This is a genomic window from Paenarthrobacter sp. NPDC057355 (assembly GCF_042667405.1).
In the GTDB taxonomy this organism is placed as follows: domain Bacteria; phylum Actinomycetota; class Actinomycetes; order Actinomycetales; family Micrococcaceae; genus Arthrobacter.
Map to the genome: position 1 here is coordinate 1 of NZ_JBHVAL010000028.1, position 14,031 is coordinate 14,031.

Here is a 14,031-nt window from a genome sequence, read left to right on the forward strand (position 1 = left end):
CTGGTTGGTCTCGTTGGTTTGGGTGGGGGGTGGGGGCTGTTTATCACCGCCTCCGCCGCCGCCAACGTGCCCCGGTGCGGGGCGCCGTCGTCGTGCTGTTCTTGGGAGAACGGCGACTAGATCTTGCGGGCCAGGATGGCTTGCTTGACCTCGGCGATTGCCTTGGTCACCTGGATGCCACGGGGGCATGCCTCGGAGCAGTTGAAGGTGGTGCGGCAGCGCCACACGCCTTCTTTGTCGTTGAGGATCTCAAGGCGCATGTCGCCGGCGTCATCACGGGAATCGAAGATGAAGCGGTGTGCGTTGACGATCGCTGCCGGGCCGAAGTACTGGCCGTCGGTCCAGAAGACCGGGCAGGACGAGGTGCAGGCTGCGCAGAGGATGCACTTGGTGGTGTCGTCAAAGCGCTCACGGTCCTCGACGGACTGCAGGCGTTCCTTGGTGGGCTCGTGGCCCTTGTTGATCAGGAACGGCATCACTTCGCGGAAGGACTGGAAGAACGGTTCCATGTCCACGATCAGGTCCTTCTCCACGGGGAGGCCCTTGATCGGCTCGACGGTGATGGGCTTGGACGTGTCCAGGTCCTTCAGCAGCGTCTTGCAGGCGAGTCGGTTGCGGCCGTTGATGCGCATGGCATCGGAGCCACAGACACCGTGGGCGCAGGAGCGGCGGAACGAAACCGTGCCGTCGATCTCCCACTTGACCTTGTGCAGGGCGTCCAGCACACGGTCCGTGCCGTACATGGTCAGCTTGTAGTCGTCCCAGCGCGCTTCTTCCGAGATTTCGGGATCGTAGCGGCGCACGCGGAGCGTGATGTGGAACGTGGGAATTTCACCGTCGCCGGCAACACTCGCCGGGAGCTCGATCTTGGATGCGGGCTCTGCCATTTCGGTCGTCATTAGTACTTACGCTCCATCGGCTCGTAACGGGTGAAGATCACGGGCTTCGTCTCCAGACGGATGCCCGCAACGGATTCCGCCGAGGAGGCGGCAGTGACGGAAGTGTCCAGGTAAGCCATGGAGTGCTTCATGAACTTTTCGTCGTCGCGGTCCGGGAAGTCTTCGCGGTAGTGGCCACCACGGGACTCTTCACGGTGCAGCGCACCGACGGTCATGACCTTGGCCATGTCCAGCAGGAAGCCCAGCTCCACGGCCTCCAGGAGGTCCAGGTTGAAGCGCTTGCCCTTGTCCTGGACGGTAACGTGCTTGTAGCGCTCCTCGAAGGATGCGATGTCGCGGAGAACCTGCTCCAGGGACTCCTTGGTGCGGAACACCTGCATGTTGGCATCCATGGTGTCCTGCAGTTCCTTGCGGATCTGCGCGACGCGCTCGGTGCCGTTGCCGCTGAGCAGGCCATCAAGGATGCCGCGGGTCATCGCCTCGGGGTCCTCGGGCAGCTCGACGAAGTCGGCGGTCTTGGAGTACTCCGCTGCGGCGATGCCTGCACGCTTGCCGAACACGTTGATGTCCAGGAGCGAGTTGGTGCCCAGGCGGTTCGAGCCGTGGACGGAGACACAGGCAACTTCACCGGCTGCATACAGGCCGGGAACGATCGTGTCGTTGTCCTGGAGTACCTCGGTGGTGATGTTGGTGGGAATGCCGCCCATGGCGTAGTGCGCCGTCGGGAACACCGGGACGGGATCGGTGAACGGTTCCACACCAAGGTAGGTGCGGGCGAACTCCGTGATGTCCGGAAGCTTGGCCTCGATGTGCGCAGGCTCAAGGTGGGTGAGGTCCAGGAGGACGTAGTCCTTGTTCGGGCCACAACCGCGTCCCTCACGCACTTCGTTCGCCATGGCGCGGGCCACGATGTCACGGGGTGCGAGGTCCTTGATGGTGGGGGCGTAGCGCTCCATGAAGCGCTCACCTTCGGAGTTACGCAGGATGGCACCCTCACCACGCGCACCCTCGGTCAGGAGGATGCCCAGGCCGGCGAGGCCTGTCGGGTGGAACTGGAAGAACTCCATGTCTTCCAGGGGGATGCCGCGGCGGAACGCGATGCCCATGCCGTCACCGGTCAGGGTGTGGGCGTTGGAGGTGGTCTTGAAGACCTTGCCGGCGCCACCGGAAGCGAAAACGACGGACTTGGCCTGGAAGACGTGCAGTTCGCCGGAAGCGAGGTCGTAGGAGACGACGCCGGCAACACGCTTCTGCTTGTACGGCGTGCCGTCCTCGCGTACTGCGTCTTCCTCGACGATCAGCAGGTCAAGGACGTAGTACTCGTTGTAGAACTCAACGTTGTGCTTGACGCAGTTTTGGTACAGGGTCTGGAGGATCATGTGACCGGTGCGGTCTGCTGCATAGCAGGCGCGGCGGACGGGAGCCTTGCCGTGGTCACGGGTGTGGCCACCGAAGCGTCGCTGGTCGATCCGGCCCTCGGGGGTGCGGTTGAACGGCAGACCCATCTTTTCCAGGTCCAGCACGGCGTCGATGGCTTCCTTCGCCATGACCTCGGCTGCGTCCTGGTCAACCAGGTAGTCGCCACCCTTGATGGTGTCAAAGGTGTGCCATTCCCAGTTGTCTTCCTCGACGTTGGCCAGTGCTGCACACATGCCACCCTGGGCCGCACCGGTGTGCGAGCGGGTGGGGTAGAGCTTGGTCAGTACCGCTGTGCGTGCGCGCTGACCGGACTCGATCGCGGCGCGCATGCCGGCGCCACCTGCACCGACAATGACGACGTCGTACTTATGGACCTGCATACCAGATGCTCTCTCTTTCAAAAATTCAGATGGTCGGCGGAGGCTGCTCCGCTACTTCAGGCGGACCGGCAAGCCGGCCACGCCGATGCGGCACGGGCCGCTACGGTGCCGGGCAGAATCCGCCGGGAAGCTGGACGCCGTCGACGACGGGGCACGGGTTGAACGTGAAGATCACCAGGGTGCCGAGGATGATGATGACCAGCGTGGCCGCGTAGAGGACCATCTTGAGCCAGAAGCGCGTGGAATCCTTCTCGGCGTAGTCGTTGATGATGGTACGGACACCGTTGGTGCCGTGCAGCATGGCAAGCCACAGCATGGCCAGGTCCCAGAACTGCCAGAAGGGATCGGCCCACTTGCCGGCGACGAAACCGAAGTCGATGGCGTGGATGCCTTCGCCCACCAGGAGGTTCACGAAGAGGTGGCCGAAGATCAGCACCACCAGAACGATGCCGGACAGGCGCATGAAGAGCCAGGCGATCATCTCGAAGTTGCCGCGGCTGGAGCCATTGCGGCTGTACTTCGGGGCGATCTTCCCGGTGCGGGGGGATTCGATGGTTGTCATGGCTTAGTGGCCTCCCAGCGCGAGGGAAAGGTGGCGGATGGCGAAGCCGGCGAACGTGACCAGCCACAGTGCAAGCACGACCCACAGCATCTGGCGCTGGTACTTAGCGCCCTTCTTCCAGAAGTCGATCGCGATCACACGCAGGCCGTTGAAGGCGTGGAAGATGATCGCAGCGACCAGGCCCGTTTCACCCAGGGCCATGAGGGGGTTCTTGTAAGCACCAATGACGGCCGTGTAGGCCTCAGGGGACACGCGCACCAATGAGGTGTCCAGCACATGGACCAACAAGAAGAAAAAGATCACTACACCGGTAATACGGTGTCCAACCCAGGACCACATGCCTTCACGGCCGCGGTACAAGGTGCCAGCTGGTTTTGTCGGCACTGATTAAACCTTCCTGCAACACAGCGGCGCTGGCATGGGATCCATGCGGGGGGAACGCCTGCTGCGAGAGCACTCGTAGCTCACGCCTAAATCTAGGCTTCGCTCACAGCATATTCAATTTAGGCCCGGCTTCTCTGCTTGTTAATTCCATGTTTCCTGCCCGGATTCAGGCGATTTTGGGTACTGCCTGAGACGAACGCCACATCCGTGGCGTTCTGCGGAGCTTCCCGGTTGCGTCGGATAAAGTGTTGCGGTGAGTACAGAAGACGCGAAATACCCGGAATCGCCCATGAACCGCTTCCATGCGGTCATTCCGGCGGGCGGTGTGGGGACCCGGCTGTGGCCACTCTCGCGTGCCGCTGCGCCTAAGTTCCTGCACGACCTCACGGGGTCCGGCAGTACCTTGTTGAGGGCTACCTACGACCGTTTGGAGCCGCTGGCCGGCGAACGCGTGCTGGTAGTGACCGGCGAGGCCCACCGCGCGGCAGTCTGCCGCCAGTTGCCCGAAGTGGGCGACGACGAGCTCGTCCTTGAAAGTGAGCCCAAGGACTCCGGAGCCGCCATCGGCCTGGCCGCGGCCATCCTCTACCGCCGCGACCCGGACACCATCATGGGTTCGTTCGCCGCGGACCAAGTAATCAGCCCCGACGACCTCTTCCAGGAGACGGTCCGGGAAGCGATCTACACTGCCGCCAAGGGCAAGATCGTCACCATCGGCATCAAGCCCACGCACCCATCCACCGGCTTTGGCTACATCCGTTCAGGCGCTGCGCTGGACATCGACGGTGCGCCGAACGCCCTGGCCGTGGCGGAATTCGTAGAGAAGCCCAGCCAGGAAGTTGCCGACAAGTATGTCGAGGCGGGCGACTACGTGTGGAACGCGGGCATGTTCGTCGCTCCCGTTGCGTTGATGCTCAAGCACCTCGAAGCCAACCAGCCCGAGCTCTTCGTCGGCCTCCAGGAAATTGCTGCGGCATGGGACACGCCGCAGCGTGCCGAGGTAACGGCACGTGTGTGGCCCACCCTGCCGAAGATTGCAATTGACTACGCGGTCGCCGAGCCTGCAGCGGCAGCCGGCGATGTCGCCGTCGTGCCTGGCACTTTCCGCTGGGACGACGTCGGCGACTTTGCCGCGATCGGTCGCCTGAACAACGCCGGCGACGTCGATGAAGTGACGGTTCTCGGCGAGGGCGCCCGCGTGTTCGCGGAGAATGCCAGCGGCGTGGTGGTGTCCGACACCAAGCGCGTCATCGCCCTCATCGGCATCAAGGACGTGGTGATCGTCGATACCCCGGATGCGCTGCTTGTCACTACCAAAGAGCATGCCCAGTTGGTGAAGGGCACTGTTGACGCCCTGAAGGCCAGCGGGGACACGGACGTCCTGTAGCGCCGTCTTATACCGTGAGCCACCTCTTTGGTTGTCCTGCGTCTGAACGCAGCGTAACCAAGAGGTGGCTTTCGTTCTTCCGGTGCCGTGGATGGCTAGAGTTGTGACGTGCGCAATTACACGACTGAAACAGAGCCCACTCCTGTCGTTGGCCCCTGGGTTGATGAACTGTTGCCAGGACTCATCGAATTCCGGCGCGACCTCCATGCGCACCCGGAGCTGTCCTTCAAGGAATTCCGGACCACGGACAAGCTTGTCGAACGGCTGGAAGCGGCCGGGCTGGCGCCGCGCCGGCTGGAGGGCACCGGCCTGACGGTTGATGTGGGGGAGGGGCCCATCGCTACGGCCCTGCGTGGTGACATTGATGCCTTGCCGATCATCGAGGAAACCGGACTGCCGTTCGCCTCCAAGAACCATGGCGTGACCCACGCCTGTGGCCACGACATCCACACCACCACCATGCTGGGCATCGCCCTGGTTCTCCAGCGCATGCATAAGAACAATCCGCTGGGCGGCACTGTCCGGATCATTTTCCAGCCCGCCGAGGAAACCATGCCTGGCGGTGCGTTGTCCTGCATCGAACAAGGTGTGTTGGAGGGTGTTCCGCGCATCCTGGCCCTGCACTGCGATCCGCGCATCAACGTCGGCCAGATCGGTACCCGCATCGGTGCCATCACCTCTGCCTCCGACACCATCAAGATCGAACTTTCCGGACGCGGTGGGCACACGTCCCGTCCGCATCTGACCGAAGACCTGGTTTTCGCGCTGGCGCAGATCGCAGTCAATGTACCTGCAGTGCTTTCCCGCAGGGTGGATGTACGCAGTGGAGTTTCCGTGGTGTGGGGCCAGATTTCCGCAGGTTCGGCGCCGAATGCCATTCCGGGTTCGGGATACATGGCCGGCACCATGCGCTGCCTGGACCGCGACGCCTGGCATGGTGCGGGGGAGCTGCTGGACGACGTCGTGAAGCAGGTCGCCGCACCGTACGGGGTGGACGTGCACCTGGAGCACACGCGTGGAGTCCCTCCGGTAGTTAACTCCGAGCACGAGACCGCGCTCATCGAGGCCTCTGCCCGCGCTGAGCTGGGGGAGAACGCCGTGGTACTGACTCCCCAGTCCATGGGTGGGGAGGATTTCGCATGGTTCCTGGCGGATCTCCCCGGCGCCATGATGCGCCTGGGAACCCACACTCCGGGCGGCGAAGAATATGACCTGCACCGTGGCGACTTCATCGTGGACGAGCGTGCGCTGGGGTATGCCATCCGGGTCCTCACGGGTGCCGCCCTTCGCACCATCCGGGACCTCGAACAGTAACCCAACTGGGTAACAGCACATGCTCTATTGAGCGCTCAGTGGAGCATGTGCTGTTACCTAGTTGGGTGCTTTTGGGCCAGAATGAGTTGTGCACAATTGAATTGTGCACTATCGTTTTATCCATGAGTGATGCACCCCGCCTCCGCCATCAGGTTTGCTTTGCGCTGTACTCGGCATCCAAGGCTGCGACGGCGGTCTACCGCCCCGTGCTGGACGACCTTGGGCTGACCTACCCGCAGTACCTGGTGATGCTGGTGTTGTGGGAGCAGGAGCCGCGAAGTGTCCGTGAGCTTGGCGCTGAACTCGGCCTCGATTCCGGAACGTTGTCTCCCCTGCTGAAACGCCTTGAGGGCCTGGGGCTCGTCGAGCGGAAGCGCTCCGCCGACGACGAACGTCGCGTGGACGTCGTACTGACCGACGCCGGAACGGCCCTCAGTGCCCGGGCCCAGGCAGTGCCGCAGCGCCTGGCCGACGCCGCAGGGCTCGACGCCGCCGAGATCAAGCAACTGCACGCAACCCTCGGCAAGCTCACCGCCGCGTTGAACAGCTCACTCTGAAATTTTTTCACGCCATCGAATTCCCGAAGAGAAACGGAAACACCATGAAGACTCTCTACACAGCCGAGGCACTGGCCTCCGGCGAAGGCCGCGACGGCAACGCCCGCACCAAGGACGGCAAACTGGATGTGGCCCTGGCCAGCCCGGTTGAACTGGGTGGCAACGGCCAGGGAACCAACCCCGAGCAGCTTTTCGCGGCAGGGTACGCCGCATGCTTCCACTCGGCACTGCGCATGGTGGGTCGCAAGGAGCGCGTGGACCTGACCGACTCGGCTGTTGCAGCCAAGATCCACTTCGGTGCACTGACGGATAGCGAAGGCTATGGCCTTGCCGCTGAACTTGAGATCGCTTTGCCTGCCCTGGACCGCGGGACCGCGGAGGCCCTGATGGCCAAGGCACACCAGGTTTGCCCCTACTCCAACGCCACCCGCGGCAACATGGCCGTCGACCTCAAGCTCGTGGAGTTCGCAGCATGAGCGCCGCCGTCAGCACGCCGGTGGAAACCCGCGAAATCCAGCTCGCTTCACGTCCGGTTGGCCGTCCCGCCCCGGAGAACTTCCGATTGGCGCAGGCAACTCTTCCCGAGCTCGCCGAGGGCCAGGTCCTGGTGAAGAACCAGTTCATGTCCGTGGACCCCTATATGCGCGGCCGCATGAACGACGTCAAGTCGTACTCGGCTCCGTTCCGCCTGGATGCAGCGCTCGACGGCGGTGCAGTAGGTGAGGTGATCGCGTCCCGTTCGGACGCGCACAAGGTGGGTGACGTCGTCGTGCATCAGCTGGGGTGGCGTGAACACGCGGTAGTGGACGCCGCAGCGACCACACCGGTGCCGGGTGGGCTTGCTCCGACCTCGGCCTTCCTTGGTGCGCTGGGCATGACCGGCCTGACCGCCTACGCCGGCCTGCTGAAGGTGGCCGAGTTCAAGGAAGGCGATGTCGTCTTCGTCTCCGGCGCCGCCGGAGCTGTCGGTTCCATGGTGGGCCAGATCGCCAAGGCCATGGGTGCCTCCAAAGTCATCGGCAGCGCGGGTTCGGCGGAGAAAGTCGACCGCCTTCTGGAACTCGGATTTGATGCCGCATTCAACTACAACGACGGTCCCGTCCTTGAGCAGCTCCAGGAAGCTGCGGGGGAGCGCGGCATCGACGTGTACTTCGACAACGTCGGCGGGGAACACCTTGAGGCCGCGCTGGCCACCCTCACCGTCGGTGGCCGGGTGGCGATGTGTGGCGCCATAGTACAGTACAACTCCACCGAACCGCCGGCCGCGCCCCGGAACCTGGCCGTCGCGATCGGCAAGCAGCTGACCCTTCGCGGCTTCCTCGTAGGCGGCCAGCGCCAACACGCCGCCGAGTTTGCCCAAAAGATGGCCGGATGGCTCGCCGACGGCACCATCAGCTACGACGAGACGATCGTTGACGGACTGGAAAACGCCCCGCAGGCCTTCATTGATCTGCTGGACGGAGCCAACACCGGAAAGATGCTCGTCCGCCTGTAGGGGCCGGTAGCCGGGTGTGACTTGCGCACCCGGCTACTGCTTGGTAACAAAAAGTCAACAATCTGTCCGGGAGGGCGGCTTTGTGCTACTCGAGTGTGTTCCAGGCCACTAGGGTTGTTGCTATTAGTGCGCTTCGGCGCAGTGCTGCGAAGCCTCAGTGAAAACAGAATTTCTGCCCCGAAGTTTTTGGAAACGGACACTCATTGACCATCCGTCGTAGCGCCAATCACTTTCTTCCTGGAGGAAAATTGAAGAAACCACTGCGTGCCACCCTGAAGCGCGGTTCAATGGCCGGTGTTGCAACCGTCGGCGCAGCAGCGCTCCTGCTGACCGGCTGTGGCCAGGCCCCCGACGCCGGATCCGGCGCCGCTACCAAGAGCGATTTCCTCGGATGCATCGTCTCCGACTCCGGCGGATTCGATGACCAGTCGTTCAACCAGTCCTCGTATGAAGGACTGAAGAAGGCCGAAACGGATCTCGGAATCCAGGTCAAGTCGGCAGAGTCCAAGGCCAACAGCGACTTCGAGACGAACCTCAACGGCATGGTCTCCGCCGGCTGCAACCTGACAGTCACTGTGGGCTTCCTCCTGGGCGATGCCACCAAGGCGGCCGCGGAGAAGAACACTGACAAGCACTTCGCAATCATCGACTTTGCCTATGACACCCCTGTAGCCAACGTCAAGCCGGTGGTCTACGACACCGCGCAGGCCGCCTACCTGGCCGGCTACGCCGCAGCGGCAACATCCAAAACCGGCAAGGTGGGAACCTTCGGTGGTATCAAGATCCCGACCGTAACGATCTTCATGGACGGCTTCTACGACGGCGTCCAGGCCTACAACAAGGCCAAGGGCAAGAACGTCCAGGTTGTCGGCTGGGACAAGAACACCCAGGACGGCTCGTTCACCGGTGACTTCGAGAAGCAGGACACCGGCAAGCAGGTCACCATCAACCTGCTGGACCAGGGCGCGGACATCGTCATGCCTGTGGCAGGTCCGGTTGGCAAGGGTGCAGGCGCTGCGCTCAAGGAAGCCAAGGCCGCCGGCAAGGACGTCAAGCTCATCTGGGTCGACTCCGATGGCTACCTCACGGCTCCCGAGTACAAGGACCTCATGCTGACCTCCGTGGTCAAGCAGATGGGCGAGGCCGTTGAAACCGTGGTGAAGGACGACAAGGACGGCAAGTTCACCAACGAAGCCTACGTGGGTACGTTGAAGAACGATGGCGTGGCCATCGCTCCGTTCCACGACCTTGATTCCGCTGTTTCGTCTGAAACCAAATCCGAGCTCGACGCTCTGAAGGCAGACATCATCTCCGGCAAGCTCGTCGTCGAATCGAAGGCAAGCCCCAAGAAGTAAGCAATTCCTGGACGCGCCGCCAGTACCGTGCCCCGGTACTGGCGGCGCGTTTTTGCCCTGACTAGGCTGATCCCAAAGCTCGTGGCTTTGGAGCTGTTCAGCCGTCCCTCGGACTCAAAGAACGGTGGGAGTTGTGAAACTCGAATTGAAGGGGATCTCGAAAGCGTTCGGGACCTTCTATGCCAACCAAGACATCGACCTCGTGGTCGAATCCGGCCAGATCCATTGCCTCCTGGGCGAAAACGGCGCCGGCAAATCAACGCTCATGAATGTGCTTTACGGGCTGTATGAGCCCACCGCCGGCCAGATCCTGGTGGATGACAAGCCGGTTAACTTCCGTGGCCCCGGTGACGCAATGGCGGCCGGTATCGGCATGGTGCACCAGCACTTCATGCTGGTCCCCGTTTTCACGGTGGCCGAAAACGTAGCGCTCGGTGCCGAACCGACGTCGTTTGGCGGCGTCCTCAGCATCGACGAGACCCGGAAAAAGATCCGGGAAATTTCCGACAAGTACGGCTTCGACGTCGATCCCGACGCCTTGGTGGAAGACCTCCCGGTGGGCGTCCAACAGCGCGTGGAAATCATCAAGGCCTTGGTCCGGGAAGCCAGGGTCCTCATCCTGGACGAGCCCACGGCCGTGCTCACCCCGCAGGAAACCGACGAACTCCTGGACATCATGCGCCAGCTCAAAGCCGGCGGGACGTCCATCGTCTTCATCTCCCACAAGCTCCGGGAAGTGAAAGCTGTCTCCGACGTGATCACCGTGGTCCGCCGCGGGAAAGTCGTTGGTGATGCGCCTCCCACGGCATCTCCCACCGAGCTCGCCTCCATGATGGTTGGCCGCCCGGTCAGCCTGAGCCTCAACAAGGCCGCTGCGCAGCCCAAGGAAACCACATTCGTCGTCGAAAACCTCACCGTCCGTGCCGCCAACGGGACCAACGTGGTGGACGGGATCAGCTTCGACATTGCACAGGGAGAGATCCTGGCGATCGCAGGGGTCCAGGGCAATGGCCAAACCGAACTGACCGAAGCCATCCTCGGTGTCCAGGAACACGTAACAGGTTCAGTGGTCCTTGACGGGAAGCAACTCCTGGGCCTCCCCGTCAAGGACGTCCTGCGTTCCGGCGTCGGCTTTGTTCCCGAAGACCGCACAGTCGACGGCTTGGTGGGGCCTTTCTCCGTCGCCGAGAACCTGGTGCTTGATCTGTACGACCAGGCTCCGTTTGCCAGCGGCATCAGCATGAAGCCCGCCAAGGTGGCCGAACACGCCAAAGCCAAGATCGAGGAATTCGACATCCGGACACCCTCAGCCGGTTCGGCCGCGGGAACCTTGTCCGGCGGCAACCAGCAAAAGGTGGTCATGGCCCGGGAGCTCTCCCGGCCGCTCCGGCTGTTTATCGCAAGCCAGCCAACCCGTGGCGTGGACGTGGGTTCCATCGAATTCCTGCACAAGCGCATTGTTGCCGAGCGGGACGTTGGAACGCCGGTCATGATCGTTTCCACGGAGCTTGATGAAGTCATCGAACTCGCAGACAGGATAGCCGTGCTCTACAAGGGCAAACTCGTGGGAATCGTCCCGGCGGGAACCCCCCGCGACACGCTTGGCTTGATGATGGCCGGCGTCGGCCCGGAAGGAGGCTCCGATGACCACTAGCAGCGACGGGTCCACCAAGGACCAATCCCCTGAAGAGTCCACGGCGGAAGTTCGGGCAGCAGACGTTGCCCTGGACACTGCCGGCGGGACGCTTGAGCCCTCCATTGTCCCGGTTTCATCCCAGAGCGGGGACCCGGGGCACCAACAGGGCAGCCTGTTGCGGCGCATTGTCATGGGCAATGGCTTCGTGTCTGTATTGGCCGTCATTGTGGCGCTGTTCCTCGGTGGACTGCTGATTGCCAGCACCGATTCCCAGGTAGCCAAGACCGCGGGCTATCTGTTCGCCCGCCCCAGCGACTTCCTGACCGCGTTGTGGGCAGCAATGACTGACAGCTACGTGGCGCTCTTCCAGGGCTCGGTTTTCAGCCCGCGGCAAGGCTTCAAGCCCCTCCTCGAAACGATGACGGTAGCCACGCCCCTGATCTGTGCCGGCTTGGGCGTTGCCCTGGCCTTCCGTGCGGGCCTGTTCAACATCGGTGCGCAAGGGCAGATCATCATCAGTGCCACCCTTGCAGCCTATGTGGGGTTCACCTGGCACCTGCCTTTCGGCCTGCACTTGCTCCTGGTGATCGTTATGGGTGTCCTAGGTGGCGCTGCATGGGGCGCGATCGTCGGTGTCCTCAAGGCCCGTACCGGCGCGCACGAAGTCATTGTGACCATCATGCTGAACTACGTTGCCTTGTTCCTGCTGGACTTCCTCCTGAACACCGCAGCGTTCCGGCGGCCGGGGGACAACAGTCCCATTTCGCCGCGCCTGGATGAATCCGCCACCTACCCGGTGCTCATTCCTGGGTCCCGGCTCCACCTTGGCTTCCTGGTAGCCATCCTGCTGACCTACGGCGTGTGGTGGTTGTTGAACCGGTCCACCATCGGCTTTGAATTCCGTGCCGTTGGCGCCAACCCGGTCGCTGCCCGTACGGCCGGCGTCAAGGTCCCGCGCGCCACCATCCTCGTGATGGCGCTGGCCGGAGCCCTGGCCGCCTTCGGCGGCGTCGCTCAGGTCGCAGGCACGGAAAAGGTCCTTACCGGCGGTGTGGCCGCGCAGATCGGCTTCGACTCCATCACTGTTGCCTTGCTGGGCCGCAGCACGCCGTGGGGAACGTTCTTCGCAGGTCTGCTGTTCGGCGCCTTCCGCGCCGGTGCCGTGCAGATGCAGATCCAAACCGGCACCCCCATTGACATTGTCCTGGTGGTCCAGTCCCTGATCGTCCTCTTCATCGCCGCACCGCCGCTGATCAGATCGATCTTCCGGCTCGAAAGCAAGAAAAAGAAGAAGGACAAGACACCGAAGGCGGCCCCGGAAGCTGCCCTTGCCAATGCCACCGGAGGTGCCAAATGAGCGCGACAACCACTGCCCCCAGGTCGGGGTCCACGGCCCTGCCGGCGTTCAGGCCATCGCTGAAAGTGCCCGTTTCACTGGGCGTTCTGGCCCTCATCGCACTGGTCTTCTTCGGTTTCCTCGGCTCCGACAAGACCGCGGAGATGAAGATCAGCGACGCCGGCGACGCCGTTGCCGTCCCGGCGTTGATGATTCCCGGCCAAGTAGGTGGCGTCGTGCTCGGCATCTTGTTGCTGGCCATGGCCGCCTACTCGATCTACCTCTGGACGCAGGGAGAAAAGTCTCCGAAGTGGCTGCCCATCGCGTTCGCCGTTGTCTTCGTTTTCGCCCTGTTGGTGTGGATTGTGGCCGGTGCCCGCCAGCCGTCCATTTCCCTTGCAGGCTTGGTAGCCGGTTCGGTGACCCTCGCGGTTCCGTTGGTCTTCGGCTCGCTTTCGGGTGTTCTGTGTGAGCGCGTCGGCGTGGTCAACATCGCCATCGAAGGCCAGCTTCTGGGCGGCGCATTCACGGCAGCCCTGGTGGCCACCATGACCGGAAGCCCGTACATCGGCCTGATCGCCGCGGCGGCCGCTGGTGCCGTGGTATCCATGGTCCTTGCGGTGTTCAGCATCAAATATCTCGTCAACCAGATCATCGTCGGCGTTGTGCTCAACGTCCTGGTCTCCGGCCTGACGGGCTTCCTGTACGGCACCCTCATGGTCCCCAACAAGGAGCAGTTCAACACCCCGGGCCGCCTGGACATCCTGCCCATCCCGCTGCTTTCGGACATCCCCATCATTGGGCCCATCCTGTTCGAACAGTCCATCGCCGGCTACCTCATGTACATTGCCGTGGCCGTGGTGTGGTTCGGCTTGTTCAAGACCCGCTGGGGCCTGCGTGTCCGCGCTGTCGGCGAGCACCCTCAGGCTGCAGATACCTTGGGCATCAACGTCAACGCAACCCGTTTCTGGAACGTCACCCTGGGCGGTGCGATTGCCGGTATCGGCGGCGCGGTGTTCACTCTGGTCACCATCGACTCCTTCACCAAGGACATCTCCGGCGGCCGCGGCTTCATTGCCCTGGCTGCCCTGATCTTCGGCCGGTGGAATCCGATCGGAGCATTCCTGGCGTCGCTGCTCTTCGGTTTTGCCTACAACCTTCAGTCCATCCTGGGCATCATCGGAACGCCGGTCCCCAGCCAGTTCATGGCCATGCTGCCGTACCTGGTGACCATCTTCGCCGTCGCCGGTCTGGTGGGTAAGTCGCGGCCACCGGCCGCAAGCGGCATACCGTACGTGAAGGGTTGA

Annotated in this window: 13 protein-coding genes; 9 read left to right on the forward strand and 4 right to left on the reverse strand. The window is 62.8% G+C overall.

Annotated elements, in window-relative coordinates:
• Window positions 1-116: 116 nt before the first annotated feature.
• The 4 genes from ACFUOZ_RS20175 to sdhC form a co-directional block, all read right to left on the reverse strand.
• Entirely contained in the window at window positions 117-899 is a 783-nt protein-coding gene (locus ACFUOZ_RS20175; protein WP_144662357.1) for a succinate dehydrogenase iron-sulfur subunit, read from the reverse strand.
• Window positions 899-2,698, reverse strand: a complete 1,800-nt coding sequence (gene sdhA / locus ACFUOZ_RS20180) for a succinate dehydrogenase flavoprotein subunit (RefSeq protein ID WP_377551526.1) — start codon at window positions 2,696-2,698, stop codon at window positions 899-901. Before sdhA ends, ACFUOZ_RS20175 begins: the two co-directional genes overlap by 1 nt.
• A 100-nt stretch (window positions 2,699-2,798) precedes the next feature.
• The gene (locus ACFUOZ_RS20185) at window positions 2,799-3,260 is read right to left on the reverse strand and encodes a succinate dehydrogenase hydrophobic membrane anchor subunit (RefSeq protein ID WP_377551529.1); all 462 of its coding nucleotides are present in this window, start codon (window positions 3,258-3,260) and stop codon (window positions 2,799-2,801) included.
• Between the two features lie 3 nt (window positions 3,261-3,263).
• Window positions 3,264-3,644 (reverse strand): succinate dehydrogenase, cytochrome b556 subunit, encoded by a 381-nt coding sequence (gene sdhC, locus ACFUOZ_RS20190; RefSeq protein ID WP_018777254.1) that lies wholly within the window; start codon window positions 3,642-3,644, stop codon window positions 3,264-3,266.
• A 289-nt stretch (window positions 3,645-3,933) separates the two neighbouring features.
• Between sdhC and ACFUOZ_RS20195 the strand changes: the two genes are divergently transcribed.
• The 9 genes from ACFUOZ_RS20195 to ACFUOZ_RS20235 all read left to right on the forward strand — a co-directional run bounded on the left by ACFUOZ_RS20195 (window position 3,934) and on the right by ACFUOZ_RS20235 (window position 14,031).
• A complete protein-coding gene (locus ACFUOZ_RS20195) occupies window positions 3,934-5,031 on the forward strand; it encodes a mannose-1-phosphate guanylyltransferase (protein ID WP_377551579.1) in 1,098 nt (365 codons plus the stop codon).
• 108 nt (window positions 5,032-5,139) lie between these two features.
• The gene (locus ACFUOZ_RS20200) at window positions 5,140-6,345 is read left to right on the forward strand and encodes an amidohydrolase (RefSeq protein WP_377551533.1); all 1,206 of its coding nucleotides are present in this window, start codon (window positions 5,140-5,142) and stop codon (window positions 6,343-6,345) included.
• A 122-nt stretch (window positions 6,346-6,467) separates the two neighbouring features.
• The gene (locus ACFUOZ_RS20205) at window positions 6,468-6,902 is read left to right on the forward strand and encodes a MarR family winged helix-turn-helix transcriptional regulator (protein ID WP_377551536.1); all 435 of its coding nucleotides are present in this window, start codon (window positions 6,468-6,470) and stop codon (window positions 6,900-6,902) included.
• Window positions 6,903-6,946: 44 nt separating this feature from the next.
• A complete protein-coding gene (locus ACFUOZ_RS20210; protein WP_377551538.1) occupies window positions 6,947-7,378 on the forward strand; it encodes an organic hydroperoxide resistance protein in 432 nt (143 codons plus the stop codon).
• The gene (locus ACFUOZ_RS20215) at window positions 7,375-8,397 is read left to right on the forward strand and encodes an NADP-dependent oxidoreductase (protein ID WP_377551541.1); all 1,023 of its coding nucleotides are present in this window, start codon (window positions 7,375-7,377) and stop codon (window positions 8,395-8,397) included. The genes ACFUOZ_RS20210 and ACFUOZ_RS20215 overlap by 4 nt, the downstream gene beginning before the upstream one ends.
• A 287-nt stretch (window positions 8,398-8,684) precedes the next feature.
• Complete coding sequence (locus ACFUOZ_RS20220; protein WP_377551581.1) at window positions 8,685-9,752, forward strand: BMP family protein; 1,068 nt, start codon at window positions 8,685-8,687, stop codon at window positions 9,750-9,752.
• Between the two features lie 133 nt (window positions 9,753-9,885).
• Complete coding sequence (locus ACFUOZ_RS20225; RefSeq protein WP_377551543.1) at window positions 9,886-11,406, forward strand: ABC transporter ATP-binding protein; 1,521 nt, start codon at window positions 9,886-9,888, stop codon at window positions 11,404-11,406.
• Window positions 11,396-12,745, forward strand: a complete 1,350-nt coding sequence (locus ACFUOZ_RS20230) for an ABC transporter permease (RefSeq protein WP_377551546.1) — start codon at window positions 11,396-11,398, stop codon at window positions 12,743-12,745. The genes ACFUOZ_RS20225 and ACFUOZ_RS20230 overlap by 11 nt, the downstream gene beginning before the upstream one ends.
• Window positions 12,742-14,031 carry an ABC transporter permease gene (locus ACFUOZ_RS20235; RefSeq protein ID WP_377551548.1) on the forward strand — a complete coding sequence of 430 codons (1,290 nt, stop codon included), beginning with the start codon at window positions 12,742-12,744 and terminating at the stop codon, window positions 14,029-14,031. Before ACFUOZ_RS20230 ends, ACFUOZ_RS20235 begins: the two co-directional genes overlap by 4 nt.